The 25397-nt window shown below is 71.8% G+C and carries 24 protein-coding genes, 1 tRNA gene and 1 pseudogene; 13 read left to right on the top strand and 13 right to left on the bottom strand.

Annotated features, from left to right (window positions below):
* Positions 1–6 precede the first annotated feature (6 nt).
* Complete coding sequence (locus BZB76_RS16030; protein ID WP_067631628.1) at positions 7–306, top strand: metal-sensitive transcriptional regulator; 300 nt, start codon at positions 7–9, stop codon at positions 304–306.
* A gap of 17 nt (positions 307–323) precedes the next feature.
* Here the strand turns inward: BZB76_RS16030 and BZB76_RS16035 are convergent, their stop codons facing one another.
* The gene (locus BZB76_RS16035) at positions 324–869 is read right to left on the bottom strand and encodes a MarR family winged helix-turn-helix transcriptional regulator (RefSeq protein ID WP_121435158.1); all 546 of its coding nucleotides are present in this window, start codon (positions 867–869) and stop codon (positions 324–326) included.
* Between the two features lie 80 nt (positions 870–949).
* On the opposite strand from BZB76_RS16035, the gene BZB76_RS16040 reads away from it, so the two are divergent.
* Positions 950–2485: a DHA2 family efflux MFS transporter permease subunit gene (locus BZB76_RS16040; protein WP_121435159.1), complete on the top strand. Its 1536-nt coding sequence runs from the start codon at positions 950–952 to the stop codon at positions 2483–2485.
* Between the two features lie 33 nt (positions 2486–2518).
* On the opposite strand, the gene cutA is transcribed toward BZB76_RS16040, so the two are convergent.
* Both cutA and ggt read right to left on the bottom strand, forming a co-directional pair.
* A complete protein-coding gene (cutA, locus tag BZB76_RS16045) occupies positions 2519–2881 on the bottom strand; it encodes a divalent-cation tolerance protein CutA (RefSeq protein ID WP_121435160.1) in 363 nt (120 codons plus the stop codon).
* A gap of 52 nt (positions 2882–2933) precedes the next feature.
* On the bottom strand, positions 2934–4841 hold the full coding sequence (ggt, locus tag BZB76_RS16050; RefSeq protein WP_121435161.1) for a gamma-glutamyltransferase: 1908 nt from the start codon (positions 4839–4841) through the stop codon (positions 2934–2936).
* Positions 4842–5212: 371 nt separating this feature from the next.
* Between ggt and BZB76_RS16055 the strand changes: the two genes are divergently transcribed.
* From BZB76_RS16055 to BZB76_RS16080, 6 genes are all read left to right on the top strand, one after another.
* The gene (locus tag BZB76_RS16055; RefSeq protein WP_246006979.1) at positions 5213–7405 is read left to right on the top strand and encodes an amino acid permease; all 2193 of its coding nucleotides are present in this window, start codon (positions 5213–5215) and stop codon (positions 7403–7405) included.
* Positions 7406–7600: 195 nt separating this feature from the next.
* Positions 7601–8434: an NUDIX hydrolase gene (locus BZB76_RS16060; RefSeq protein WP_121435162.1), complete on the top strand. Its 834-nt coding sequence runs from the start codon at positions 7601–7603 to the stop codon at positions 8432–8434.
* Positions 8431–9459 carry a serine/threonine-protein kinase gene (locus BZB76_RS16065; RefSeq protein WP_121435163.1) on the top strand — a complete coding sequence of 343 codons (1029 nt, stop codon included), beginning with the start codon at positions 8431–8433 and terminating at the stop codon, positions 9457–9459. Before BZB76_RS16060 ends, BZB76_RS16065 begins: the two co-directional genes overlap by 4 nt.
* A gap of 10 nt (positions 9460–9469) precedes the next feature.
* Positions 9470–10441 (top strand): hypothetical protein, encoded by a 972-nt coding sequence (locus tag BZB76_RS16070; protein WP_121435164.1) that lies wholly within the window; start codon positions 9470–9472, stop codon positions 10439–10441.
* Positions 10442–10443: 2 nt separating this feature from the next.
* The gene (locus tag BZB76_RS16075; protein ID WP_121435165.1) at positions 10444–11766 is read left to right on the top strand and encodes an adenylosuccinate synthetase; all 1323 of its coding nucleotides are present in this window, start codon (positions 10444–10446) and stop codon (positions 11764–11766) included.
* Between the two features lie 7 nt (positions 11767–11773).
* Positions 11774–12478, top strand: coding sequence for a 3-keto-5-aminohexanoate cleavage protein (locus BZB76_RS16080; protein ID WP_121435166.1), 705 nt, complete (start codon positions 11774–11776; stop codon positions 12476–12478).
* Positions 12479–12491: 13 nt separating this feature from the next.
* Here the strand turns inward: BZB76_RS16080 and BZB76_RS16085 are convergent, their stop codons facing one another.
* From BZB76_RS16085 to BZB76_RS16095, 3 genes are read right to left on the bottom strand one after another with little or no spacing between them, the layout of a single operon-like run.
* A complete protein-coding gene (locus BZB76_RS16085; RefSeq protein ID WP_121435167.1) occupies positions 12492–13106 on the bottom strand; it encodes an Rv1733c family protein in 615 nt (204 codons plus the stop codon).
* A gap of 49 nt (positions 13107–13155) precedes the next feature.
* On the bottom strand, positions 13156–14763 hold the full coding sequence (locus BZB76_RS16090) for an MFS transporter (RefSeq protein ID WP_121435168.1): 1608 nt from the start codon (positions 14761–14763) through the stop codon (positions 13156–13158).
* Positions 14760–15446: an LppX_LprAFG lipoprotein gene (locus BZB76_RS16095; RefSeq protein ID WP_246006980.1), complete on the bottom strand. Its 687-nt coding sequence runs from the start codon at positions 15444–15446 to the stop codon at positions 14760–14762. Before BZB76_RS16095 ends, BZB76_RS16090 begins: the two co-directional genes overlap by 4 nt.
* 160 nt (positions 15447–15606) lie before the next feature.
* On the opposite strand from BZB76_RS16095, the gene BZB76_RS16100 reads away from it, so the two are divergent.
* Positions 15607–15680, top strand: a tRNA-Ile gene (locus BZB76_RS16100).
* Between the two features lie 604 nt (positions 15681–16284).
* Here the strand turns inward: BZB76_RS16100 and BZB76_RS16105 are convergent.
* Positions 16285–17055 carry an enoyl-CoA hydratase-related protein gene (locus tag BZB76_RS16105; RefSeq protein ID WP_121435169.1) on the bottom strand — a complete coding sequence of 257 codons (771 nt, stop codon included), beginning with the start codon at positions 17053–17055 and terminating at the stop codon, positions 16285–16287.
* Between the two features lie 67 nt (positions 17056–17122).
* On the opposite strand from BZB76_RS16105, the gene BZB76_RS16110 reads away from it, so the two are divergent.
* Both BZB76_RS16110 and BZB76_RS16115 read left to right on the top strand, forming a co-directional pair.
* Complete coding sequence (locus tag BZB76_RS16110; protein WP_121435515.1) at positions 17123–17509, top strand: DUF7715 family protein; 387 nt, start codon at positions 17123–17125, stop codon at positions 17507–17509.
* An 8-nt stretch (positions 17510–17517) separates the two neighbouring features.
* Entirely contained in the window at positions 17518–17811 is a 294-nt protein-coding gene (locus tag BZB76_RS16115; protein ID WP_121435516.1) for an MTH1187 family thiamine-binding protein, read from the top strand.
* A gap of 27 nt (positions 17812–17838) precedes the next feature.
* Here the strand turns inward: BZB76_RS16115 and BZB76_RS35885 are convergent.
* From BZB76_RS35885 to BZB76_RS16145, 6 genes and pseudogenes are all read right to left on the bottom strand, one after another.
* Positions 17839–18516: pseudogene (locus BZB76_RS35885) on the bottom strand (neutral zinc metallopeptidase); the annotation flags it as partial.
* A 39-nt stretch (positions 18517–18555) separates the two neighbouring features.
* On the bottom strand, positions 18556–19017 hold the full coding sequence (locus BZB76_RS16125; protein WP_121435170.1) for a MarR family winged helix-turn-helix transcriptional regulator: 462 nt from the start codon (positions 19015–19017) through the stop codon (positions 18556–18558).
* Positions 19014–20465, bottom strand: a complete 1452-nt coding sequence (locus BZB76_RS16130; protein WP_121435171.1) for an MFS transporter — start codon at positions 20463–20465, stop codon at positions 19014–19016. The genes BZB76_RS16125 and BZB76_RS16130 overlap by 4 nt, the downstream gene beginning before the upstream one ends.
* Before the next feature lie 60 nt (positions 20466–20525).
* A complete protein-coding gene (locus BZB76_RS16135) occupies positions 20526–21323 on the bottom strand; it encodes an ABC transporter ATP-binding protein (protein ID WP_121435172.1) in 798 nt (265 codons plus the stop codon).
* Positions 21324–21326: 3 nt separating this feature from the next.
* Entirely contained in the window at positions 21327–22358 is a 1032-nt protein-coding gene (locus BZB76_RS16140; RefSeq protein WP_121435173.1) for a FecCD family ABC transporter permease, read from the bottom strand.
* Positions 22355–23392 carry a FecCD family ABC transporter permease gene (locus tag BZB76_RS16145; protein WP_170180644.1) on the bottom strand — a complete coding sequence of 346 codons (1038 nt, stop codon included), beginning with the start codon at positions 23390–23392 and terminating at the stop codon, positions 22355–22357. Before BZB76_RS16145 ends, BZB76_RS16140 begins: the two co-directional genes overlap by 4 nt.
* Positions 23393–23499: 107 nt before the next feature.
* On the opposite strand from BZB76_RS16145, the gene BZB76_RS16150 reads away from it, so the two are divergent.
* Together BZB76_RS16150 and BZB76_RS16155 are read left to right on the top strand one after the other, a co-directional pair.
* The gene (locus tag BZB76_RS16150) at positions 23500–24537 is read left to right on the top strand and encodes an ABC transporter substrate-binding protein (RefSeq protein ID WP_121435174.1); all 1038 of its coding nucleotides are present in this window, start codon (positions 23500–23502) and stop codon (positions 24535–24537) included.
* A gap of 11 nt (positions 24538–24548) precedes the next feature.
* On the top strand, positions 24549–25397 hold the full coding sequence (locus BZB76_RS16155) for a siderophore-interacting protein (protein WP_246006981.1): 849 nt from the start codon (positions 24549–24551) through the stop codon (positions 25395–25397).

Genomic DNA, 25397 nt, shown 5'->3' on the forward strand with positions numbered 1-25397 from the left:
ACGGTGATGGCGACGAGCGAGACCCCCACCCGCGGGTACACCGCCACCAAGGACCAGCTGCAGACCCGGCTGGCCCGGATCGAGGGCCAGGTGCGCGGCATCGACCGGATGGTCGAGGACGACCGCTACTGCATCGACATCCTCACCCAGATCAGCGCCGTCCAGGCCGCGCTGGACAAGGTGGCGCTCGGGCTGCTGGACGGGCATGTGCGGCACTGCGTGGCGGAGGGCGCCGAGGAGGGCAAGGGCGACGCGATGTCGACCGAGCTGATGGCGGCCGTCGGACGGCTCATGCGCCGCGGCTGAAGCTGCGGCCGAAACGATCACCCGCGCGGTCCGGCACGTTCCATGTTCTCCACGAGCGTGCGCCAGCCGTGCAGGAAGTAGGCCCGTTCCACGGGTGTGAGCGCCGCCAGCGTCCTCCGCATGGGGCGGAGCCGCCGCCAGGCGAACCGCTCGATGACGGCGCGGTGCGTCTCGGCCAGACTGACGATCATGCGTCGGCGGTCGTGTTCGTCGGGGCGCCGCTCCACGAACCCGCCGCGCTGGAGTTCCCCGACGAGCTGGCTGACCGTGGCGGGGCTGAGGCCCATGTGCCCGGCGAGGACCCCCACGGGCGACGGCCCGTGCAGAACGAGGCTCATCAGCACGGGGACATGACGCGGGTTGAGCCCGGCGGCCCGCACGTGTCCGATCAGCTCGTGCGCGTCCTCGTGCCCTCCCGAGCCTTTCAGGCTGCGCACCAGCCGTCCCATGAGCTGGACGATCGTCTCCAGGTCCGCGTCGATCCCCGCGTCGATCCCCGCGTCGATCCCCGCGTCGATCCCCGCGTCGATCGACGCGTCGGCGGAGCTCGACTCCTCGGACATACCTTGAAGTTCAACATATTTCGTGGTGCACTGCAAAACGTACGGAACGTCGCGACGTCTCCGCTTCAAGGAGGCCGATCATGGCCGAAGTCCCGTCGACCACGACGGCGCCGTCCGGCGGCGCGGCGCGCGGCGAACGGCTGGACCGGCAGACCATCCTGCTCGGCCTGGTGATCGTGTCGGGCGCGGTGATGGCGATCCTGGACACCACGATCGTCAACGTCGCGCTGGAGACCCTCGGCCGCGACTTCGACACCGGGCTGTCGACCATCCAGTGGGTGGTCACCGGCTACATGCTGGCCATGGGCACGGTCATCCCGCTCACCGGGTGGGCCATCGACCGGTTCGGCGGACGCCTCGTGTGGATGACGTCGATCACGCTGTTCGTCATCGGCTCCGGGCTGTCCGGCGCGGCCTGGAACATCGAGTCCCTGATCCTGTTCCGGGTGCTCCAGGGCCTCGGCGGCGGGATGCTGATGCCGACCGGCATGGCGATCCTGACGATGGCGGCCGGAGCGCACCGGATGGGCCGGATCATGAGCATCATCGGCGTTCCGATGCTGCTCGGTCCCGTCCTCGGGCCGGTCCTCGGGGGCTGGCTGGTCGAGGACGTCGACTGGCGCTGGATCTTCTTCGTGAACCTGCCGGTCGGCGCGCTCGCCCTCGCCCTGGCCTGGCGGAGGGTGCCGGGCGACTCCGGGGAGCGCACCCCCTCCGAACTCGACCTGCGGGGGCTGATCCTGCTGCCGCCCGGATTCGTCCTGCTGATCTACGGCCTGTCCACGGCGACGAGTCACGGCGGCTTCGGAAACGCCTCGACGATCGGCTGGCTGACCGGCGGCGTGGTCCTGGTGGGCCTGTTCGCGCTGCACAGTCTGAGGCGCGGCGAACGGTCACTGATCGACGTGCGGCTGTTCACCGACCGGACGTTCGCGACCGCGTCCGTCGGGGTGTTCTTCGTCGGCGTCGCGCTGATGGCCTCGATGCTGCTGATCCCGCTGTACTACCAGACGGCGCGCGGTGAGGGCGCGCTCGCGGCGGGTCTGCTGCTGGCGCCGCAGGGCCTCGGCGCCGCGACCGCCATGCCGATCGGCGGCGTGATCACCGACAAGTTCGGCGCGGGACGGATCGTGCCGTTCGGCATCGTGCTGCTGGTCATCGGCACGCTCCCGTTCGCGCTGGTGAAGGCGGACACCTCCTACTGGCTGCTCGGCGCCATGCTCTACGTGCGGGGGCTCGGCCTCGGCTGCACGATGATGCCGACGATGTCGGCGGCATTGACGACGCTGCGCCGTGCCGTGGTGTCGCGGGCCAGCAGCACCCTGAACATCATCCTGCAGCTCGGCGGGGCGGTCGGTACCGCGCTGCTCGCGGTCGTGCTGTCCCGCCAGATCAGCGACCGAATTCCGCAGGCGCCGGGCGACGGCGGCGCGGGCGGCGTGGAGGGGCTCCCCGAAAAGGTCAGGGAGCAGGTGGCGCCGCAGCTCGCGGAGGCGTTCGGGCACGCGTTCTGGGTGGCGCTCGCCCTCACCGCCGTACTGATCGTTCCGGCGCTGTTGCTGCCCCGGCACGCCGCCCGCGCGCAGGACGACCTGGACGCGCCGCCGATGGCGTGACGTCCGGCGGCACGCGACGGCGATCGCCGTCGGTCACACGTCGGTGTCGTCGGCCACGGCCTCGTCGCGTTCACCCGGCTCGGTCTGCTCGGTGATCCAGGCGAGATAGTCCATGCTGCCCGCCACCACCGCCGTCGCGATGATCTCCGGGGTGTCGTAGGAGTGCAGCTCGGTGATCAGCGAGGCCAGCTCGTCGAACCGGTCCGCGGAGGTCTTGAACAGCACCATCCATTCCTCCGCCGACTCGATCTCGTCCTCCCACCAGTAGGTGCTCGCGATCGGGCCGACGAGCTGCGCGCATGCCGCCAGCCGCCCGGCGACCGCGGACTTCGCCAGCTCGGCGGCCTCGGCCCGGGAGTCGGTCGTGGTCGTCACCTGCACGTAAGCGTGGGCCATGGCACGACTCCTTCCCGTTCGCCGTCCGGACACGCCCCGGACCCGGCACCGGCTACTCGACCGGGCGGACGACCAGGGCGCTGCCGCCGCCCCGCCGCGTCGGCTCCGCGACCGCCTGGACGAGCCCCGGCCGCAGGATCTCCAGCGCCGTGGCGGCGCCGATGACGCCCGCGGGCGGGCCCGGGAACGGCTCCAACCGGTGACCACGTGCGGCCAGCTCCCGCCCGTAGGCGTCGATGAACGCCTGCTCGGCGAAGACCTGCGGGGTGTTGCGCTGCGTCGCGCGCGGGGCGTTCAACGCGGCGGGCAGGGCCATGCCGAGGTCGAGACGGTTGATCAGGATCTGCAGCACGGTCGTGATGATCGTCGACCCGCCGGGCGTCCCGAGGGCCAGCCGCGGACTGCCGTCCTTGAGGACGAGCGTCGGCGCCATGCTGCTCCGCGGGCGCTTGCGCGGCCCCGGAAGGTTGGGGTCCGGCGGGCTCCCGGGCGGGGGCGGCTGGAAGGAGAAGTCGGTCAGCTGGTTGTTGAGGAGGAACCCGCGTCCGGGGACGGTGAGGCCGCTGCCGCCGAACTGCTCGATCGAGATCGTGTAGGCGACGACGTTGCCCCACTTGTCGGCGATGACGAGATGGGTGGTCTGCGGACCCTCGAAGGCCAGCGCCCTGGTCTGGGTTCCGGGCGGGACGCATGGCTCGTAGGCGCCGTCCGGCGAACCGGGCGCGACGGGCGCGGCGGCGGCCTCGTTCGGCTTGATCAGGCAGGCGCGTTCGCGGGCGAAACCGGGTGCCAGCAGCTCGGCCAGCGGCACGTTCACCTTGTCGGCGTCGCCCAGGTAGCGGGCGCGGTCGGCGTAGGCGAGCTTCGACGCCTCCAGGTAGTAGTGCAGGGCGGTGACCGGGTCGCGCCGGTCGAGCCGGAAGTTGCCGAGGATGTTCAGCGCCTCCCCCACCGTCGCGCCGCCGGACGACGACGGCGGCATCCCGTACACGTCCATCCCCCGGTAGGCGACATGGGTGGGTTCGCGGACCAGCGCCCGGTAGGCGGCCAGGTCGTCGCGTGTCATCAGGCCGGGCCGGACGTTCCGGGTCGAGGACGGGTCCACCGGCGGCCCGGCGACCGTCCGGACGATCTCCTTGCCGAGCCGTCCCTCGTAGAACCAGTCGGTGCCGCGTTTCGCCACCTGCCGGTAGGTGTCGGCGAGGTCGGGGTTGCGGAACACCGAGCCGACCGCGGGCGGTCTCCCGTCCGGCAGGAACAGCTCGCGGGTCGGGACGATGTCGCGGAAGCGGGCCGCGTTCGCCGCCGTCTGGTCGTGGAACTCCTGGTCCACGACGAAGCCGCGGTCGGCGATCCTGATGGCGGGGCGCAGCAGGTCGTCCAGGTCGCGGGTGCCGAAGCGGCGCAGCCCGAGATCCCACTGCGCGAGCGTGCCGGGCACGCCGACGCCGAGCCCGCTGGTGACGGCCTGGTCGAACGGGAGCGGCGCGCCGGTCGCCGGGTCGACGAAGGCGTCCGGGCCCATCCGCTTCGGCGCGAACTCGCGTCCGTCGATGGCGTGCACGCGGCGGGTCTTCGCGTCGTAGTAGGTGAGATAGCCGCCCCCGCCGATCGCCGCCACATAGGGCTCGGTGACGCCGAGCGTCGCGCCGGCGGCGACGGCCGCGTCCATGGCGTTGCCGCCCTGGCGGAGCACCTCGAGCGCCGTGCGGCTCGCGTCCGGGTCGACCGTCGACACCGCGCCACCGAAACCGGTCGCGACCGGTTGCTTGACCGGCGGCCGGGGATGCGTTTGGTCCAGCGCGATCGCCGCCGCGGGCACGGTCAGGGACGCGGTGGCGGCGAGCGCGAGCACGAGGACGGCCGCGCGGCGCCGGGCGCGGAACGGCCCGGACCTCGGTAGCGGCCTCGAACTCGGGCTCGGACTCGCTGTCTTCGAGGACGATGGGGAGCGCGGCATCGGGCCTCCAAGGGAACACGGCGCCCCTACGGTTTCACCGATCTTCGCCGGATGCCACCGTCCGCACCGGCCGACCCCGGACGCGGTGTCCCGGGACGGCGCACAAAGATCGTAAAGCGCTTTCCGTCCGGCCATTTAGGCGATTTCGCCCGGAACGTTCCACGAGAAACTCAATCAAGCGTGCGCCGTCCGTGAGGGCGGCGCTGCGGCACGTCGCCTACCTGCCGGTTTGGCAGGATTCGCCAACAGCTCTATGACGTGGATCACCCGGAAAACGTTGCGATTATGCTCATACCTGGTGAATTCTTAGGGATTCGACAAGCCGTCACCTCGCGAACAGCGGCGCGGGTTCAGGGCCTGGGGGGATACCTATGACCTGGGACATGCGCATGCGCAACAACATGTTCCGGCGCCTGCCCGTGGAGCAGGCGACCGGCAAGATCTACGGTGGCCGGCATCGGCTTCGCGTGGTGTACCGGACCCGAGATCTCGTCGTCCTCGGTCTCGGTGTGATGATCGGCTCCGGCATCTTCAAGATCGCGGGTGAGCAGGCCGTCTCGACCGCCGGTCCCGGCGTGATCCTGTCCTTTCTCATCGCCGGTGCCGTGTGTCTGCTCGTCGCGCTCGCCCTCGCCGAGCTGTCCTCGATCATTCCGGTGGCGGGCAGCGCCTACTCCTTCAGCTACGTCGCGTTCGGCGAGGTATGGGCGTGGATCGTCGGCTGGGCGCTGGTGATGGAGCTGCTGCTCGCCGCGTCGGTGCTGGCACGGGTCTGGTCGCTGTACGCGGCGCAGACGCTCAACGACTTCGGGGTTCCGATACCCGGGTGGCTCGGTGACCTGATCGGTCAGCAGAAGGGCCCCGACCTGTTCGCGTTCGTCATCCTGTTGCTGGTCGTGCTGATGCTCGCCACCGGCAGCCGGATGAGCCTGCGGACGCTGTGGTTCATGGTGATGGCCAAGCTCATCGTCGTCGGGCTGGTCATCGCCACCGGGCTGAAGTTCTTCAGCCCCGACAACGTCACCCCTTTCCTCCCGCCCGCCCGACCGGCTCCCGAGGGCGACAAGACGGCCCTGGACGCCCTCCTCGGGGCGGTCGGCGGCGGCAGTCCCGAGGTGTTCGGCGTCTGGGGCCTGTTCGCGGCGGCGCCCGCGATCGCGTTCGCCTATGTGGGCTTCGACCTGATCGCGACCTCCGCCGAGGAGACCGAGGACGCGCCCCGCAAGGTGCCGCGCGGCATCCTCACGGCCCTGGTCACCGCGGTCGTGCTGTACGCGGCCGTGGCGGTCGTACTGGTCGGCATGGTCGGCATGGACGGCTTCGCCCGGCTCAACCCCGACAAGCTGCTGATCGCCGCGGCGTTCGACTCGGTCGGGGCCGGCGCGATGGGCAAGCTCGTCAACGTGGGCGTGATGGTGGCGCTGACCACCGTGATCCTGGTTCTGGTGATCAGTCTGACGCGGGTGGTGTTCTCGATGTCGCGCGACGGGCTGCTGCCGCGTCCGCTGGCGTCGATGAGCCGCCGCTACAAGGTGCCGTCCCGGGCCACGCTGGTGTCGGGCGGCGCGGCGCTGGTGACGTCCCAGACGATCGACGTGCTCACGCTGGAGCAGCTCGTGGTGATCGGGACGCTGTTCGCGTTCCTGTTCGTCCCGGCCGCGATGCTGGCGCTGCGGCGCAGCCGGCCCGACCTGCACCGTCCGTTCCGGGTGCCAGCCGCGCCGTTCACCGCCGTCGTGACGATCATCGCGGTGGGCTGGCTGATGCTGAACCTGAAGGTCGAGACCTGGGCGTACTTCGGGATCTGGATGGTCCTCGGGGTGCTGCTGTACCTGGTGTACGGGCGGCAGAAGAGCCAGTTGAAGCTCCTGCTGGACGAGCCGCCGTCCCGGCAACCCCCGGCCTCCCAGCAGTCCGTGGCGCCGCCCCCGGGCGTGCCCGTCCTGCCCGCGCCGCACCATGACCCGCGGTCGTTCCCGTACCGGGACGCGGCGCCGAGCGGCGAGTACCCGGGCCAGTCCGGCACCTGGCCGTCCGACCCGCGGCCGGGGGCACCGGAGGACCCGTACGCGTCCGGGCGGTACTCGACCGGACGGCAGTCGACCGGCCAGTTCTCCCGGGAGAGCGAGACGTCCACGAACCTGTTCGGCAGTGCCTCGTACCCGTACGGCTCCGGCTCCCATCCGTCCGGCCCGCAGGAGTCCGGACAGTATTCGTCCCGCGCTGAGCAGCAGCCCGGGTCGGACCAGTACGGGAGCGGCCATTACACGTCCGACCGGCACGGGAGCGGTCAATACGGGAGCGACCAGTACGGGAGCCAGTACGGAAGCGGTCAATACGAGAGCGACCAGCACGGGAGCGGCCAGTACACGTCCGACCTGTACGGAAGCGGCCAGTACGGGTCGTACCAGCCGGGCCCGGGTCGGCCGGCGGCGTCCGGGCCGTATCCCTCCGAGCCGCACGCTTCCGGCTCCTACCCGACGGATCCACGGGAGAGCGCGCGTCCACACGATGAGGAGCGGCACGAGGAGCCCCCGTACCCCGGCGGACGGCACCGCCGCTGAGGCCGATTCCCGAAGATTCAGTTTTGTAAGATTCCGCCGAACTTAGCGGGCGTCGCTCCCCCGGAGCGGCGCCCGCGCTCGTTCGTCCCGGCGAAAGGGCTGGACACCGGCATCCCTCCGCGCTACGTTGTACTCAACTTGAGATGAACTCATACTGAGACTTACTCAGTTCGAGAGTGACAGGAGGAGGCACGGATGACTCCGGATCCGGCGCGCGACGAGAGCGAGTTCCTCGCGAACTATGACCCGCGCGACTACGACCCGGTCTCCGTGACGGTGGACGTCGTCGCCCTCACCATCCGGGACGGAGCCCTGCACGTGCTGCTGGTGCGGCGCGGGAACGCCCCGTACGCCGGGATGTGGGCGCTGCCGGGCGGTTTCGTCCAGGCGGGCGGGCCGCTCCAGGGCACCGACGCCGAGGACCTCAGCAACGCGGCCGTCCGCGAACTCGCCGAGGAGACCGGACTCAGCGCCAAGGGCGGCGCGCTCGGCCGCATGCACCTGGAACAGCTCGCCACCTACGGCTCCCCCGGCCGCGACCCGCGGATGCGCGTCATCTCCGTCGCCTACCTGGCGTTCGCGCCGGAGCTGCCCGACCCCGAGGCGGGCGGCGACGCCGCCGACGCGGCCTGGGTGCCGGTCGACGCCCTCGGCCTCACCGAGTCCGGGGACCAGCGCCCGGGAACGACCCGCCGGCTGGCGTTCGACCACGCGCGGATCCTGTCGGACGGCCTGGAGCGGGCGCGCGGCAAGCTCGAGTACACGCCGCTCGCCACCGCGTTCTGCGGCGCCGAGTTCACGATCCCGGAGCTGCGCGCGGTCTACGAGGCGGTGTGGGGCGAGGAACTGCACGCCGGGAACTTCCACCGGAAGGTGCTGTCGGTGCCCGGGTTCGTGGAGAGCACCGGCGAGACGTCCGACCGTGGCGGGCGGCGCGGCGGTCCGCGGCCCCGCCTGTACCGGGCCGGTGACGCCCGCCTCCTGCACCCCGCGCTGCTGCGGCCCAGCCGGGAGGAGGAGATCCGATGAACGACCGGGCGCTCGACGACGCGCTGGCGCGGCTCGACCGGGTGCGCGTCCCCGCCGACCTGTTCGGGGAGGACGAGGTCGAGGCGGCGCGGCGGTACCGGCGGCTGGCGCGGCTCGTCCACCCCGACGCGACCGGCGGCCGCACCCGCGACGCGTTCGTCAGGCTGAACGCGCTGTGGCGCGCCTACACCCGAGACGACACCACCACGATCACGACCCGCCGCCACGCCTACCGGCTCGACGGCGACGCGATCGGCGGCGACCTCGCCGAGCTGTACACGGCGATCCCGGACGCCGGGGGGAGCGCCGTGCTGCTGAAGATGCCGCGCGACCCCCGCGACGGTGACCTGCTGGAACGCGAGGCCGAGGCACTGCGGCAACTCTCCCGGGACGGCGACGAACGGTTCCTGCCGTACGTGCCGTGCCTGATCGAGTCGTTCCGGCACCGGGACGCCTCGACGGGCGCGCAGCGGCAGGTCAACGTGATCGCCGCGCTGGACGGCTGCCACACCCTGACCGAGGTTCGGCGGGCGTTCCCGGACGGCCTCGACCCCCGCGACGCGGCCTGGATGTGGCGGCGGCTGCTCGTCGCCCTCGGGTTCGCGCACCGGGCCGGCGTGCTGCACGGCGCCGTCCTGCCCGACCATGTGCTCATCCACCCGGAGAAGCACGGGCTCGTCCTGGTCGACTGGTGCTACTCCGTTCCCGGCCGGCACGCGACCGACGGGGCCGCCCGCGTCCCGGCGATGGTCGACCGTTACGCCGACCGGTACCCGCCGGAGGTGCCGGGACGGCAGGCGGCCGGCCCGGCCACCGACATCTTCATGGCCACCCGCTGCATGCTCGACCTGATGGGCGACAAGGCCCCGAAGGCGATGCGCACCTTCGCGCGCGGCTGCCTGCTCCCCGCGCGGAACCGGCGCCCCTCGGACGCCTGGCGCCTGCTGGCCGAACTGGACGAGCTGCTGGCGCGGCTCTACGGCCCGCGGCGTTTCCGCCCCTTCCACCTGCCCACCGCACACTGAGGAGACGACCATGGGAAGCGGACACTGGTCCACCGACGTCTACGCCGCGCGCGCCAGCTACCGCGCGTCCACCGGCGCCAGCGCGTTCGCCTACTCCGACGGCGGCGCCACCACCGTCCACGCCGACCTGGACCCGTCCGGGGTGACCGTCCGGGAGAGCCGGGACTCCGACGACCACCCCGAATCACTGGCGATCGGCGTCCTGTTCGACGTGACCGGCTCGATGCGGAGGGTGCCGCGGACGCTCCAGTCCAGGCTGCCCGACCTGCTCGGACTGCTGCTGCGCAAGGGATACGTCGAGCACCCGCACATCCTGTTCGGCGCGATCGGCGACGCGACCTGCGACCGGGCGCCCCTCCAGATCGGCCAGTTCGAGGCCGACAACCGGATGGAGGACGACCTCGGCAAGATCCTCCTCGAGGGCGGGGGCGGCGGTCAGATGACCGAGTCCTACGAGCTGGCCCTGTACTTCATGGCCCGGCACACCGCGATCGACTGCTTCGAGAAGCGCGGACGGCGCGGCTACCTGTTCATGATCGGTGACGAGCTGGCGTACCCGAAGGTCAAGCGGCACGAGGTCGCGAACGTCATCGGCGACGAACTGCGGGCGGACATTCCGGTCGCCAAAATCGTCCGCGAGGTCCAGCGGATGTACGACGTGTACTACATCATCCCGGAGGGGGCCTACCACGCCGGCAGCCGCGAGCTGAAGGACTTCTGGCACGACCTGCTCGGCCAGAACGTGATCTACCTGGACGATCTCGACGCCGTGTCCGAGACGATCGCGCTGACGGTCGGGCTGGGCGAGGACGCCATCGATCTCGGGGAGGGCCTGGACCACCTGGCGGAGACCGGTTCGGACGCGGGCGCGTCGGTGTCGCGGGCGCTGGCCCGGCTGGACGCGTCCCGGGCACCCGTCGCGGTGTCGTCCACGCCTCCCGGGCTGGACGGCTCGCGCCCGTCGTCGACCACGCGCCTCTGACCATGGACCACGTGATCGTCGTCGACCTCGGCTTCGGGGACGCGGGCAAGGGCACGGTCGTCGACCACCTGTGCTCGGCGAACCCTCCCTCCCTGGGCGGACGACCCTCCGGTCAGAGAGGGGTGAAGGCCGTCGTCCGGTTCAACGGCGGCGCCCAGGCGGCGCACAACGTCGTGACCCCGGACGGACGCCACCACACGTTCGCCCAGTTCGGGTCGGGGACGTTCACACCGGGCGTCCGGACGCACCTGTCGCGGTTCATGCTCGTCGACCCGCTGGCGCTCGCCGCCGAGGCCGACCACCTCCGGGAGGTCGGCGTCGGCGACGCCCTGGACCGGCTGACCGTCGACCACGACGCCCTGCTGACGACGCCGTACCATCGGGCCGCGAACCGCGCGCGGGAGTCCGCGCGCGGCGCGGCACGCCACGGGTCGTGCGGCATGGGCATCGGGGAGACCGCGTCCTACGCGCTCGCGCACGACGACGCGCCCCGGGTCGGCGACTGCCGGTCACCGGCGCGGCTGCGGCGGCGGCTGGCCGCGCTGCGCGACTGGTACCGCGACACGTTCCCGTCCGGCGCCCGCGTCCCGGACGTCGACGCCTGCGTGGACGCGTTCACCGCCTTCGGCGACCGCGTCGAGATCGTCGGCGGCGACCACCTGCGGCGCCTGCTCCACGCCGGGACCGTGGTGTTCGAGGGCGCGCAGGGCGTCCTGCTGGACGAGTGGCACGGCTTCCACCCGTACACGACGTGGTCGACGACCACGTTCGCCAACGCGGAGACGCTGCTGGCGGAGGCGGGCGGGGCCGCGGCGCGGCTCGGGGTGCTGCGCGCGTACGCGACCCGCCACGGCCCCGGCCCGTTCGTGACCGAGGACCCGGCGCTGACCGCGGACCTGCCCGACCCGCACAACGCCGCGGGCCGCTGGCAGGGCGCCTTCCGCGTCGGCCATCTCGACGCGGTCGCGCTCCGCTACGCGCTGGACGTGACGGGCGGTGTGGACGGCCTCGCGGTCACGCATCTGGACGTCGCGGGGGCGCGTCCGGACCTGCGGATCTGCGAGGCCTACACCATCGGCGGCGAACGGGTCGGGCGTCTGGAGACCGGGCCGCCCGACCTGGACAGGCAGGCCGCCCTCACCCGCCTCCTGCGTACCGCCCGTCCCGTCTACGCGTCGCTCGGACGCGCGGACGAGACGATCGAGGACGTGCTGGAGACCCCGGTCGTCCTCCGCTCCTTCGGCCCCACCTCGGCCGACAAGACGATTCGGCCGCTACGGGAACGGGACCCTGCGTCGGCGGGCGCCGGCACCGACCTGACATGATCGGGACATGCTTCAGGTCTGCCCGAACGGACGCCGGACCGAGGGCGTACCCGTCTCGCCGGAGGAGATCGCGGTCGCGGTCCGCGCCGCCGTCGACGTCGGCGCGCAGGACGCGCACGTGCATCCGCGGGACGACACGGGCGCCGACACCGTGGACCCGGTCCATGTCGCCGCCGCCGTCGACGCCGTGCGCGCGTCGACACCGTCCATCCAGATCGGGGTGACCACCGGCGCGTGGACGACGCCCGACCCGATCGAACGCGCCGCCCAGATCCGCGCCTGGACCGTCCTGCCCGACCACGCGTCGGTGAACTTCCACGAGGACGGCGCCGACCTCGTCGCCGAGGCGCTCTTCGAACGCGGCGTCGCCATCGAGGCCGGGATCTTCTCCGGCACCGACGGCGCCGAACGGTTCCTGCGCTGGCCGCACGCCCACCATGTGCTGCGGGTCCTCGCCGAGGTCACCGACCCCGACCCGGAGACGGCGACCGGGACGGCGAAGGCCCTGCTGCACGACCTCGGCACCCGGCACGGCCGTCCGGTCCTGTTGCACGGGGAGGACGGCGGCGCGTGGCCCGTCCTGCGGCTCGCCGTCCGGCTGAACCTGGACGTCCGTATCGGGCTGGAGGACACGCTCGTCCTTCCCGATGGGGCGCCCGCCGCCGACAACGCCGCCCTCGTCCAGACCGCCCGGGCCCTGCTCACTCCCTGAACAGGGCTCGCCTTCAGGAACGCGGATTCTGCCCGGCGTCGGCGTCCATCCGCGCCCAGTCGGCCTCCCACATCTCGTCCCGGTGCCGGTCGCAGCGTCGCCGGACGAGCAGGTAGGCGATCCCCAGCGGAATCGCCGCGCCGAGGACCGTCGCGGCGCCGGCGTAGGCGGCGTCGGTCACCGTGCGGCTGTGCGGGCGGGGACGGACGGTCGGGTCGCCCGACCGGTCGACCCAGATGACCCGTTGCGCGCCGACCTTGGCGTTCTTCCAGCTCGGCAGCGTTCCGGAGCGGACCTTGCCGTCCGGGGCCTGCCAGGAGGCCTGGACGGTCTCGTGGACGTACCGGTCACCGGACGTACCGATCCCGCCCGTCGAGGTGACCGTCGCGACGACCTGGCGGCGGTCGGCGCGTTCGGCCTTCTCCGCGCGCATCCCCGCGTCATAGGACCAGGACCCGGTCAGGGCCGCCAGCGGCGGCGCCATGACGAGCAGCAGCATGAGCAGCGCGAACGCGATCGCCCGCTGCACGCGGTCGACCCGGCGGCGCAGCGCGTTGCGCTCCAGACCGAGCCGCCTGCGCGCCCTGACGAGCGGCGAGTCGCCGCGCCCGTTGCCGGACCTGCGCACTTGCGTCACCTCCCCGGGGAGTTCCCTCCCGGCAAGAGGCCCTCAGCCTTCATCTTCGGCCATCTTTTCCCAGGATATTCCCGAGTCCGTTGATCGGCACCTGACCGCTGGCCGAATCCTTTCCGGAATCACGCCCGCCATGCGGGATTGATGTCCACTTTCGGCCATGGTTTCGGTTTTGATCCTGGTCGGTGCCGTGGACGGCCAACGCGAGCAGGGCCCCGAGGACGCACAGCCCGGCGGTGATCCAGAAGATCTCCTGGTACTCGGTGCGCAGCGCGTCCTGGACCGCCGCGTTGTAGATCTTCAACTGCCGGGCGAACTCGTCCTTCGGCATCAGGAACGGCAGCGGCGGCCGCAGATCGGCCGTCAACGCGTGGAACCGGTGGAACCCCCACGCCGACAGCGCGGAGATGCCGAGCAGCATCCCCATCATCCGTGCCACGACCACGGCGGCCGACGCCACACCGTGCCGGGCCGCCGGGACGAACGCCAGCGCCGCCGACGACACCGGCGCGATCACCAGCCCGAGCCCGAACCCGGTGACGACGAGATCGACGTCCATCCTCGGCAGCGGCCCGTACGACGCGTCCGCCAGATTCGCGGGCCACCCCGCGATCAGCAGATAGCCCACGGCGGCGATCGCCATGCCCGCCGCCATCGGCCACCGCTCCCCCACCCGCCTCGCGATCACCCCGCCGGCGACCGCCGCGACCGGCAACGCCACCAGGAACCGGGTCAACAGCAGGGCGCCGTCCGTGGCGTCCTTGCGCAGCACGGTCTGCGCCACCAGCACGACGTCCACCAACGTCACCATCAGCGCCGCGCCCGACAGCAGACTCACGCCCAACGTCGCCAGCAACGGCCCCCGCCGCACACCCGACAGGTCGAGCAGCCTCGTCCTCGCCCTGATCTCCCAGAGCACGAAGACCACCAGCACGACCACACCGGCCACCAGCACGGGCAGCCCCCAGGGCGGCAGCGCCGACTCCTCCGGCTCCGGGTTGTACACCCCGGCGACCAGCAGCCCGAGCCCCACCGCCAGCAGCAGCCCGCCCACCACGTCCACCCCGGGCCGCGGCCCCTCCACACGCCCGCCCGGAACCGCGTACTGGACGGCCACCATCGCCACCGCCACCAGCGGTACGTTCACCCAGAAGATCATCCGCCAGTCCGCGACGGCCGCCACACCCGCCCCGTACAGCGGACCGAGCACACTCCCCAACTCCTGCGCCGCCCCCACCGCGCCGAGCACCACCGGCCGCTGCCGCGCGTCCCACAGATCACCGGCCAGCGCCATCGTCACCGGCAACAGCGCCCCGCCCGCGACGCCCTGCACCACCCGTCCCGCCGTCAGCACCGGCACACCGTCCGCCAGCGCCGTCACCACCGACCCCACCGCGAAGAACAGCAGACACGCCTGAATCAACGGCCGCCGACCGAACCGGTCCGACAACTGCCCCAGCAACGGCATCGCCGCCACATACCCCAGCAGAAACCCGGTCAGAACCGGCGTCACCCGCTCCAGCCGGTTGATCGGAATGTCGAGATCCCGGACGACCGGCACCAGGATCGTCGTGACGACATAGGCGTCCAGCGCGGCCAGCAGCACCACCGCGCCGCCCGCCCCCACCGCGACCCGGCGGCGCCCCCTCACCGCGGCGCGCTGAACTTGTAGGGCGCGTCGAACTCCGTGAACGAGATCGTCACCGTGCCCCGCTCCTTCGGGAACCGGCCGCGCACCTTCACCAGCCGATGATCCGTCCGGCTCACCCACACCTGCCCCTCAAGGTCGGTGTCGATCCCCGGGATCAAGGCCGCCGCCTGCTCCCGAGGCAACCGCGCCGCGACCCGGTTCGTCTCCTTACCGTCCACCTTCTCGACCGCCTCCGCCCGCGGCTCCGCCGCCGACGTCAACAACCCCGCGATCCCTCGCCGCGGATCCAACACCGCCGACGGGTCGTACATGGTCGCCGCCAAAGCCTTCGGAAGCTTGCGCCACCCGCCCGTCGCCGCGTTGATATAGATGCTGTCGCCCAACGCGACGACCTTCATCTCGACGTTCTGGCCCTGCTGCTCGACCGTCAACGTTCCCTCCGCGTCCCCGGCGCGGAGCAGCTTCATGTCGCCGCCCTTCACGATGACCGGCGTCCTGCCGTCCGACTTCATCGTGAACGCCACGCTCTTCACGTTCCCCATCGCCTGCGCCGCATCCCGCAACGTCCGCGCGGCGACGAAGTCCGCCTTCTTCCCGGGCTCATCCGACCCGCCCCCGTCACACGCCGCGGCGAACAACAACCCCGGCAACAAAAGAACGAGAACGAGAATGCGCTTGGACATACGCCGGACCCTACCGACGGGTACCCGTAACCGTCACTCGGTACCGAGGATGACTTCGCTGCTCCTCAAGTAGGACCCGCCCCAATCTCGGTGGCCCCTCCGAACGACCCGCCGCTAAGATGACAACCGGCCACGCCCCCACCGTCACCGGGGGACGCCCGGGGCGGTAGCTCAGCCGGTCAGAGCAGGAGACTCATAATCTCTGGGTCGCGGGTTCGAGTCCCGCCCGCCCTACGGACCTAGGCGAGGTGTGTCCGCGGAGAGCGCGGACCGGGGGTCCTTCGCCATGTCTTTCTGGGGGGCGACCCCCAGACCCCCGATGTGGGGGCTCCGCCCCCACGCCCCCTGCGGCTGGGGTTTGCGGTCAACCTTGCTGTCGGCGCGGATACGGGAAAAGCCGAGGGGGGTGACTCCAGGGCCTCGATGTGGGGGCTCCCCCTGCGGCTAGGGTTTGCGGTTGGCCTTGCCGTCGGCGCGGATGCGGGGAAAGCCGAGAGTGCATCTTCGAACGCTCGCCTGAACACGCATCGCGGGGCTCTGCACCCTGGCGGCAAGCGACAAGGCTCTCTCGAAACGCCCGCCTGACGACACCCCGGGACTCGCGATGAAGGGCTCCGCCCCCTTGGGAGGTTCGGGAGCAACCTCACTGTCAGGGCAGATGCGGGGAGAGCTGTAGGACTCTCTCGAAACGTTCGCATGTCGGTGCGCCTGAACACATAGCGGGGCACCCCCTCTGGGGGCCCTGGTCCGAAGTCAGCCTCACTGTCAGGGCAGATGCGGGGAGAGCTGAACCGAACCTCTTTCATACGCCCATCTGGCGGGGTGGCTCAGCGGAGGGTCAGGCGGGCCAGGTTGGGGGGCGTTTTTGGAGGAAGGCGGTCATGCCCTCCTGGGCCTCGGGGGTCAGGGCGGACGCGGCCATCACCTCGATCGCGTAGGTGTAGGCGTCGGATTCTGGGCGGTCGAACTGGGCGTACATGGCCTGTTTGCCCAGGGCCTTGCTGCGGGGGCTGCCCTGGGTGGCGCGTTGGAGCAGGTCGTGGGTCGCCTTGTCCAGGTCGTCGTCGGGGACGGCGTAGTTGATCAGGCCCCAGTCGGCGGCGGTGGCGGCGTCGAAGATCTCGCCGGTGAGGGCCATCTCGGCGGCGCGTTTGCGGCCGATGTTGTGGGAGATCGCGACCAGGGGGGTGTGGCAGAACCAGCCGCCCTTTCCGCCGGGGGTCGCGAAGCCCGCGCTGGTCGCCGCGACGGCCAGGTCGCAGCTCGCGACGAGTTGGCAGCCCGCGGCCGTGGCGAGACCGTGCACGCGCGCCACGACCACCTGGGGGACGGACTGGATCGTCCGCATCAGCTCGGTGCACACCTGGAGCAGGTCGCGGACGTCGGCGTGGGAGGCGCCCGTCATGTCGGCGAAATCGTGCCCGGCGGAGAAGACCGGGCCGTTCGCCGCGAGGATGACGCCGCGGGCGTCGGTGGCTCCCACCTCGCGGAACGCTTCGGTGAGAGTGAGCAGGAACGCCCGGGACAGTGCGTTACGGCGGCGCGGACGGTTCATCGTGATCGTGGTGAAGGCTCCGTCGCGCCGGACCAGAACGTCGTCTTCGCTCATGCTCCCGACGTTACGTCAGACCCTCGTCGTACGGTGGGGCCACCGGACGTGCCGAGGGGGTATGGCCATGAAGCTGCTCACCGCGACCAACTCCACCCAGGGATTCCGCGACAACGACTTCGACTGGTGCGTCGAAGGTGAACTGGTCCATATCGGGATGGTCTGCGCCCGTGACCAGGACGACCCGGACGGCGGCTGCGGCTGCGGCCGTTCGTTCGCCGGGCTCAACTCCCATCGCGCCACCACCACCGCGATGGTTCGGGAGATCCCCGGGTTCACCGGCGACGACTACGTCCTGGCGATCAGATCGAGTCTCGAACAGCAGGGCTGCGACCCGGCGTTCGCCGAGCACGAGGCGGCGCTGATGCGGTGCCTGGTCCGCGACTGGCCGGTGGGGGCGATCGTCGAGCGCAGGCTGGATGAGATCGTGGTACGGCACGTCCTTCAGCCCTAGGAGGGTTCATGCTCGTCGCGTTCTCGGTGACCCCGCTCGGCGTGGGCGAGGAGGTCGGAGAGTACGTCGCGGAGGCGGTGCGGGTGGTGCGCGAGAGCGGGCTGCCGAACCGTACCGACGCGATGTTCACGACCGTGGAGGGCGAGTGGGACGAGGTGATGGCCGTGGTGAAGGCCGCCGCCGACGCCGTCGCGGCCAGGGCGCCGCGGGTGAGCCTGGTCGTCAAGGCCGACCTGCGGCCCGGTGTGACCGGGGCGCTCGACGCCAAGGTCGAGTCCGTGGAACGGCACCTGCGTTCGTGATTCCGTGAAACAGGCCTGTGCGCCGTTCGTGCCGCCTCTGGCGAAGTTCCGTAGGCGCTCGACGGCCGTGCCGTGGTCGCCGGGCTTCGTCCACGGCGCCTCGTCCCCGATGAGCTGGAAGGCGTCGACGAGTTCCTGCTCGTCGCCGTCCTCGAAACGCAGGGTGCCGTCGTCCGACGACCCGTACAGCACGGCGCCGGCGAGACAGTCGGCCTGGAGTTCGGCGGCGGGCGACACCAGGCCGCGGCGCAGCCGGTTCTGGACGGCGTGTCCCCACTCGTGCGCGATCACGAGGTAGACCCAGGCGTCGCCGCGCGCGTACCCCGACCGCATCAGGTGCGCGTCCCACGCGACGAAGTCCCCGGACGGGCAGTAGGCCGCGTTGTCCCGGGCCAGGGGCTCGCCGTCGCATCGCGGCACCGTCCGGAGATCGCGGCCGTCGTAGAGTCCGACGACGCGCGGTGACCTGTACCGGCCGGTGAACAGCCGGTTCCAGTGCCGCCGCCAGTAGTCGTCGGTGATCGTCTCAGCCGTGCGGAGATCCTCTCGGAACTCGTCCTCGTCGAACGCGGCGGCGCGAGGAACGGCGGGCTTGGTGTGCTGTGGGGAGGGGTCGAGCGCGCACGCGCTGGTGAGGGCCAGTGCGCAGGCGAGGGCGAGGGTGGTCAGGGGACGTTTCGGGAGGTGCGGTGCCGACTCCGTCATGCCCGGACATACGTATGCGCGGCGCGGAGAGGATGAACGTCAGGCGTCGGCGACGAGGCGGGCGGCGACGCGGTCGAGGACGACCAGTTCCTCCGCCGGAAGGTCGCGCAGGATCGGCGGCGGGCTGTCCAGGATGCGTTCGGCCCTGGCCGCGGCGGCACGTCCCGCCTCGGTCACCGTGACGATCTTGGAGCGGCGGTCGGCGGGGTTCGTGGACCGTTCGACCAGGCCGCGACCGACCAGGTCGTCCACGACGAGGGTGGTGTAGGGGCGGTCGGTGAGCAGGTCGTCGGCGAGGTCGCGCAGCGTCATCGGCTCCTTGGCGGCGACGATATGGCGCAGCGCCTTGATCCGGATGAAGCTCATGCCGAGCGCCTCGGTGGCCTCATGCCGCCGGTCGGCGCGTTCGTGCATCAGGATCCGCAGGTTGTGCCAGGCCCGCGCCGCCATCTCGGAGCGCGGGTCCGGCGCCTCGGTGGATTGGGTGGCGGGCTCGGTCATGGGGCGCTCGCTCCCGTCACGTGACGTTCCTCCGCGTCGAACAGACCGGCCGTGCGCGCGGCGCTGCGGGCGGCCCGGCGGCCGGTGGTGGCCGTTCCGAGGACGAGGACCGCGGCGGCGCACCCGACCAGGACCCAGTATGCCGGGCGGGCGGCGGACTCGAACGCGGACGCGGCGAAGGCGCCGGACATCCCGGCGGCGAGCACGGCGCCGAAGACGGCGACGCCGAGCGCCTGCCCGACCTGCCTGCTGGTCGACGCGACCGCCGCGGCCACCCCCGCCTGCGCGCGCGGCATCCCCGACACGGCGGTGTTGGTGACCGGGGAGTTCACGGCGCCGAACCCGATGCCGAACAGCACGTACGCGGCGAACAGGGTGATGTCGCGGGTCTCGCCGTCGAACACGGCGAACAGCAGCCCGCTGCCGAGCATCGCCGCACCGGCGATCTGGAGTGGCAGGCGCGGGCCGCGCCGGCCGACGAGCCGTCCCGACAGCGGCGCGGACACGGCCGTCATCGCGGCCATCGGCAACAGGTACAGCCCGGCTTCGAGCGCCGACAGCCCGCGGACGTTCTGCAGGTAGAGGGTGTTGAGGAACATGAACCCGCCGAGCGCCGCGAAGCTGCTGACGGCGATGACGGTCGCGCCGGCGAACGGGACGCTGCGGAAGAAGCGCAGGTCGATGAGGGGTTCGCGGGCGCGGACCGCGTGCCGGGCGAACCCGATGAGCGACGCGGCGGCGACGAGGGCGGCGCCGTAGACGATCGGGTGGCCGAAGCCGTGTCCGGGGACCTCGATGATGGCGAACGTCAGCGACCCGAGCAAGACGATCAGCAGGGCCTGGCCGAGCGGGTCGGGACGGCGCGGGCGCGGCGCCCGGGACTCGGGGACGAACAACGCGGTCAACACGAACGCGGTCACCCCGATCGGCACGTTCAGCCAGAAGATGGCACGCCAGCCGACGGACTCGACGAGCAGCCCGCCGACGAGCGGCCCCATCGCCATGCTGATGCCGACGACACCGCCCCAGACGCCGATGGCGCGGGCCCGCTCGCGCGGCTCGGTGAACACGTTCGTGATGATCGACATGGCGACGGGGTTGAGCATCGACCCGCCGACCGCCTGGACGACCCGGGCGGCGACGAGCAGGTCGAGGGACGGCGCGAGGCTGCACAGCACGGACCCGGTGACGAACAGCGTGAGCCCGGTCTGGAACACACGACGGCGGCCGATCCGGTCGCCGGTGGAGCCGGACAGGATCAAGAGCGACGCCAGGGTGATCAGGTAGGCGTCGATCGTCCACTGGAGTCCGGAGAGGGAACTGTCGAAGTCGTCCTGGAGCGTCGGCAGCGCGACGTTGAGGATCGTGTTGTCGAGGCTGACGATGAGCAGGCTCATACAACAGATGGCCAGCACCGCGATGCGGCGCCCGGGGGTGAGCTCTGGCATCCCGCCTCCAATCGTTGTATGCCTACAACCATTGGAAGGCTACAACCATTCCCGGGGTGCTCAGCCCACCGCGTTGATCCGGGTGCGCGCCGCCGGGACGACGAGCGGGCTTCCGGTCTCCGGGCAGTCGATGACCCGGCACGGCAGCCCGAACACCTCCTCGACCAGTTGAGCGGTCACGACCGAGCCGGGGTCGCCCTCGGCGACGATCCGGCCGTCCCGCATGGCGATCAGGTGCGTGGCGTAGCGGGCGGCGGAGTTGAGGTCGTGCAGGACGGCGACGACCGTGCGGCCCTCCTCGTGGAGCCGCGCGCACAGGTCGAGGACCTCGATCTGGTGCGCGATGTCCAGGTAGGTCGTCGGCTCGTCCAGAAGGAGCAGCGGGGTCTGCTGGGCCAGCGCCATCGCGATCCAGACCCGCTGCCGCTGCCCGCCCGACAGCTCGTCGACCGTCCGCTCGGCGAGGTCCTGGACGCCGGTCGCCTCCATCGACTCGGTGACGATCCGCTCGTCCTCCGTCGACCACTGCCGCAGCAGGCTCTGGTGCGGGTACCGGCCCCGGGAGACCAGGTCGGCGACCGTGATCCCCTCGGGCGCGATCGACGACTGCGGAAGCAGCCCGAGCGTGCGCGCCAGCTTCTTGGCGGGCCAGTCGACGATCGGACGGCCGTCCAGGACGACGGCCCCGCCGGACGGCCGCAGGATCCGGGCGAGGGCCCGCAGCAGAGTCGACTTCCCGCACGCGTTCGGACCCACGATCACGGTGAACGACCCGTCGGGGACGACCACGTCGAGGTTCTCGACGATGGTGCGTCCGTCGTAGCCGAGCCTGAGCCCGGTGCCGGTGAGTCGAGCCATTTCTCAGATCCGTCCCGTCTTGCGTTCGGTCACCAGGAGCCAGACCAGGTACGCGCCGCCGAGGAGCCCGGTCACGACACCGACCGGGAGCTGGTGGCCGGGGAAGGCCCGCTGAGCCGTCCAGTCGGCGACCACGAGCAGCGCGGCGCCCATGCACGCCGCGGGCAGCAGGTTCGGGCCCGGGGTGCGGCTGAGGCGCCGGGCGAGCTGCGGCGCGGTCAGCGCGACGAACGCGACCGGCCCGGCCGCCGCCGCGGCGAACGAGGTGAGCAGCACCGCCGCCGCGAGCATGATGAGCCGGACCCGTTCGATGGGCACGCCGAGCCCGTGCGCCGCGTCGTCGCCCATCTCCAGCATCCGCAGCGCCCGCCCGCAGCCGACGAGGACGAGCGGTCCGAGGACGGCGAGCGCGACGAGCACCGGCGCGGAGTCGGCCCAGTCGCGGCCGTCCAGGCTGCCGGTCAGCCACAGGACGGCGCGGGCCGCGTCGGTGATGTGCGCCTGGGTGAGCAGGTAGCCGTTCACGCCGGTGAGGATCGCGGAGACGCCGATGCCGACGAGGATCAGCCGCTGGCCGTGGGCGTGGCGCCGGCCGGCCACGAGGTACACGACCAGTCCGGTGGCGAGCCCGCCGCCCGCCGCCCCGGCCGCGACCGCGACGCTGCCCGCGCCGGTCAGCACGATCACGGCGAGGACGCCGGTGGCGGCGCCCTGCACGAAGCCCAGGACGTCGGGACTGCCGAGCGGGTTCCGGACCAGCGACTGGAAGATCGCCCCGGCGAGGCCGAGCGCCGCGCCGACCGCGAGCCCCGCCACGACGCGTGGGAGCCTGATCTGGTTCACGATCAGGGAGTCGGCGGGCGTGCCCCGCCCGAGCAGCGTCCGGACGACGTCGGCCGGGCTCATCGGGAAGTCGCCGCTGCCGATGAGGAGCACGCCCGTGCCGAGCGCCACGGCGAGGAACACGGCCGAGACGACGAACGCGCGCGTGCGGAAGCGGAACGAGAGCCCGCCCGGGGTCCTGATGACGCTCACGAGGACACCGCCCCGCGCCGCCGCCGGACGAAGTACAGGAACACCGGCCCACCCGCCACGACCGTCACGATCCCGACCTGGAGTTCGGACGGGCGTACGACGACGCGTCCGAGGACGTCCGCCGCCAGCATCAGCCCCGGGGCGATGACCGCGCAGTACGGCAGCAGCCAGCGAAGGTCGGGCCCGGTCAGCGCGCGGACGAAGTGCGGCACCATCAGCCCGACGAAGATGATCGGCCCGCATGCCGCCGTCGCCGCGCCGCACAGCAGGGTCACCGTGACGATCGCGACGATCCGGACACGCGCGGGGTCGGCGCCGAGGGAGCGGGCGGTGTCCTCGCCCATCGCCATCGCGTTCAGCGGACGCGCCAGCAGCAGCGCCGCGACGAGCCCGACGAGAACGAACGGCGCGACGCGCACGATCGTGTGGTCCTGCGCGGCGGCGAGCGACCCGACCGTCCAGAAGCGCATCCGGTCGAGGGACGAGGTGTCGAGAAGCTGCACCGCGTTCACGTAGGAGAACAGCGCGGCGTTCAGCGCGGACCCGGCCAGGGCGAGCCGCGCCGGGGTCGCGCCGCGCCCGCCGCCGACCGCGTAGAGCAGCACCGCGACCGATCCGGCGCCCGCGAACGCGAACCACACGAACCCGGTGAACGAGGTGATGCCGAGGAACGAGATCGCCGACACGACCGCCGCGGCGGCGCCCGCGTTGATGCCGAGGAGCCCGGGGTCGGCGAGCGGGTTCCGGGTCAGCGACTGCATGACCGCGCCCGCGAGTCCGAGCGCCGTGCCCGCGAGCAGCCCGAGCAGGGTCCGTGGGAGCCGCATCTCGTGGACGATCGTGTACGCGGACGAGTCGCCGTGGAAAAGCCCGTCCCAGGCCTCCCCCAACGACAGCGGCTTGGCGCCGACCGCAAGGCTGAGCGCGCACGCGGTGAGCAGGAACAACGACGCGCCGATGAGCCCGGCCGCCCGCCGTGCGCCGGGTGACCGCTCGACGGCGGGCGCGCGCGACGACGGTTTGGTCAGCAACACCTGGCGTGCTCCGGGGGGACGTGGGAAAGCAAACTTAGGTTAGGTTAACCTAAGCCCCGTTCGACCGGAATACGGCCATCGTAGTTGATCCCTGGAGTGCGTCCTAAATGTCGAAGTCCGATCTCCGTCAGCTTTCCCGGAACGGCCTCACCCGGCGGGGGCTGCTCAGCGCGGGCGGCGCTCTCGCCGTCGGCGCGCTGATCAGCGCGTGCGGCGGCGACAACGGCGGCGGCTCGGCGTCGTCGGGCGGCGCCTGGACGTTCACCGACGACCGCGGCACGAAGGTCGAACTCAAGGCGCGACCGAAACGCGTCGTCGGTTACGTCGGCACCGCCGCCGCCCTCCACGACTTCGGCGTCGACCGGCAGCTCGTCGGCGTGTTCGGTCCGACGAAGCTGAAGGACGGCGGGCCCGACCCACAGGCCGGAAACCTGCCCGTCGACCGGCTGGAGATCATCGGGAACGCGTTCGGCGAGTTCAACATCGAGAAGTACGCGGCGCTCCGTCCCGAACTCCTGGTCGACAACATGTTCGTGGAGAACGAGCTCTTCTACGTCCCCGTGGAAAGCAAGGACAAGATCTACGCGCTGGCGCCGAGCGTCGCCATCGCCAGCGGCGCCGTCGCGCTGCCCAAGCCGATCGAGCGGACCGCCGCGCTCGCGGCCGCGCTCGGCGCCGATCTGAACTCCCCGAAGGTCACCGCCGCGAAGGCCCGGTTCGAGAAGGCGGCCGCGGCGCTGCGCGCGGCGGCCGCGGAGAACAAGGGCCTGAAGGTGCTGGCCGCGTCCGCGAGCCCCGACCTCTTCTACGCCTCCAGCCCGAACAAGAACACCGACCTCATCTACTTCAAGGAGCTGGGCGTCGAGCTCATCGTTCCGGACAAGCCGGGCCAGAACGGCTACTTCGAGGAGCTGAGCTGGGAGAACGCGGGCAAGTACAGGGCCGACGTCATCATGCTCGACTCCCGCACCCAGGCGCTGCAGCCGAAGGACCTCGGCGGCAAACCGTCCTGGAAGGACCTGCCCGCGGTGCAGGCCGGCCAGGTCATCCCGTGGCAGCCGGAGCCGCGTTTCTCCTACGAGGGGTGCGCGCCGATCCTGGAGGCGCTCGCCGCGTCCGTCAAGTCCGCCAAGAAGACCGGCTGAAAGGCAGCGAAGTGACCACGCCCGCACATCCCTACGCCTTTTTCGACCTGCACGTCGTGCGGACGGAGCGGCTCGGTCCGTCCATGGTCCGCGTCACCTACGGCGGGACGGGACTCGACGCGGACACTCCCGGCGACCGGTTCGTCTCCGCCGGCCGCGACCAGCGCATCAAGCTGTTCTTCCCCCACCCGCACCAGGACGCGCCCGTGATGCCGGACGGCCGGGGCGGCGACACGTGGTTCGCCGACTGGCGCGCCCTGGACCCGGCCGAACGCGGCGTCATGCGGTCCTACACCGTGCGCGAGCAGCGTCCCGGCGAACTCGACGTCGACTTCGCGCTGCACCACGACGGCGGCTCCGGCCGGGCCGCCGCCTGGGCCGCGGCGGCCCGTCCCGGCGACCGGGTCGCCGCCCTCGGCCCGACCGGTCCCGACAACGGCGGCTACGACTTCCGGCCGCCGACCGGCGCCCCGGTGCTGATGGCCGGCGACCTGACCGCGCTGCCCGCCATCGCCGGCAACCTCGCGTGGCTGCCCGCCGGTACCCCGGCCCGCGTCTGGATCGAGGTCCCGCACCCGGACGACCGGCAGGACCTGCCGACCGCCGCCGACGCGGAGATCACCTGGGTGTCCCCCGGCGGGCTGGCGGACGCCGTCCGGGCGGCGGAGGTCCCGGACGGCGCCTACGCGTGGATCGCGGGCGAGTCGTCGGTCGTCAGGACGCTGCGCCGCCACCTGGTGAAGGACCGCGGCATGGACCGCCGTGCCGTCGAGTTCACCGGCTACTGGCGGCGCGGCGCCTCCGAGGAGGACCTGCTCGCCGAGTACATCGCCGGGGAGAGCCCCGCCACCGTGGAGTGA

Origin of the sequence: Actinomadura pelletieri DSM 43383 (genome assembly GCF_003634705.1) — a bacterium.
GTDB lineage: Bacteria > Actinomycetota > Actinomycetes > Streptosporangiales > Streptosporangiaceae > Spirillospora > Spirillospora pelletieri.

What these genes read in the sequence shown, in the direction of transcription:
- BZB76_RS16030 (WP_067631628.1), top strand. Translation starts at nt 7, where the DNA reads ATGGCGACGAGCGAGACCCCCACCCGCGGGTACACCGCCACCAAGGAC.
- BZB76_RS16035 (WP_121435158.1), bottom strand. Translation starts at nt 869, where the DNA reads ATGTCCGAGGAGTCGAGCTCCGCCGACGCGTCGATCGACGCGGGGATC.
- BZB76_RS16040 (WP_121435159.1), top strand. Translation starts at nt 950, where the DNA reads ATGGCCGAAGTCCCGTCGACCACGACGGCGCCGTCCGGCGGCGCGGCG.
- cutA (WP_121435160.1), bottom strand. Translation starts at nt 2,881, where the DNA reads ATGGCCCACGCTTACGTGCAGGTGACGACCACGACCGACTCCCGGGCC.
- ggt (WP_121435161.1), bottom strand. Translation starts at nt 4,841, where the DNA reads ATGCCGCGCTCCCCATCGTCCTCGAAGACAGCGAGTCCGAGCCCGAGT.
- BZB76_RS16055 (WP_246006979.1), top strand. Translation starts at nt 5,213, where the DNA reads ATGACCTGGGACATGCGCATGCGCAACAACATGTTCCGGCGCCTGCCC.
- BZB76_RS16060 (WP_121435162.1), top strand. Translation starts at nt 7,601, where the DNA reads ATGACTCCGGATCCGGCGCGCGACGAGAGCGAGTTCCTCGCGAACTAT.
- BZB76_RS16065 (WP_121435163.1), top strand. Translation starts at nt 8,431, where the DNA reads ATGAACGACCGGGCGCTCGACGACGCGCTGGCGCGGCTCGACCGGGTG.
- BZB76_RS16070 (WP_121435164.1), top strand. Translation starts at nt 9,470, where the DNA reads ATGGGAAGCGGACACTGGTCCACCGACGTCTACGCCGCGCGCGCCAGC.
- BZB76_RS16075 (WP_121435165.1), top strand. Translation starts at nt 10,444, where the DNA reads ATGGACCACGTGATCGTCGTCGACCTCGGCTTCGGGGACGCGGGCAAG.
- BZB76_RS16080 (WP_121435166.1), top strand. Translation starts at nt 11,774, where the DNA reads ATGCTTCAGGTCTGCCCGAACGGACGCCGGACCGAGGGCGTACCCGTC.
- BZB76_RS16095 (WP_246006980.1), bottom strand. Translation starts at nt 15,446, where the DNA reads ATGTCCAAGCGCATTCTCGTTCTCGTTCTTTTGTTGCCGGGGTTGTTG.
- BZB76_RS16105 (WP_121435169.1), bottom strand. Translation starts at nt 17,055, where the DNA reads ATGAGCGAAGACGACGTTCTGGTCCGGCGCGACGGAGCCTTCACCACG.
- BZB76_RS16110 (WP_121435515.1), top strand. Translation starts at nt 17,123, where the DNA reads ATGAAGCTGCTCACCGCGACCAACTCCACCCAGGGATTCCGCGACAAC.
- BZB76_RS16115 (WP_121435516.1), top strand. Translation starts at nt 17,518, where the DNA reads ATGCTCGTCGCGTTCTCGGTGACCCCGCTCGGCGTGGGCGAGGAGGTC.
- BZB76_RS16125 (WP_121435170.1), bottom strand. Translation starts at nt 19,017, where the DNA reads ATGACCGAGCCCGCCACCCAATCCACCGAGGCGCCGGACCCGCGCTCC.
- BZB76_RS16130 (WP_121435171.1), bottom strand. Translation starts at nt 20,465, where the DNA reads ATGCCAGAGCTCACCCCCGGGCGCCGCATCGCGGTGCTGGCCATCTGT.
- BZB76_RS16135 (WP_121435172.1), bottom strand. Translation starts at nt 21,323, where the DNA reads ATGGCTCGACTCACCGGCACCGGGCTCAGGCTCGGCTACGACGGACGC.
- BZB76_RS16150 (WP_121435174.1), top strand. Translation starts at nt 23,500, where the DNA reads ATGTCGAAGTCCGATCTCCGTCAGCTTTCCCGGAACGGCCTCACCCGG.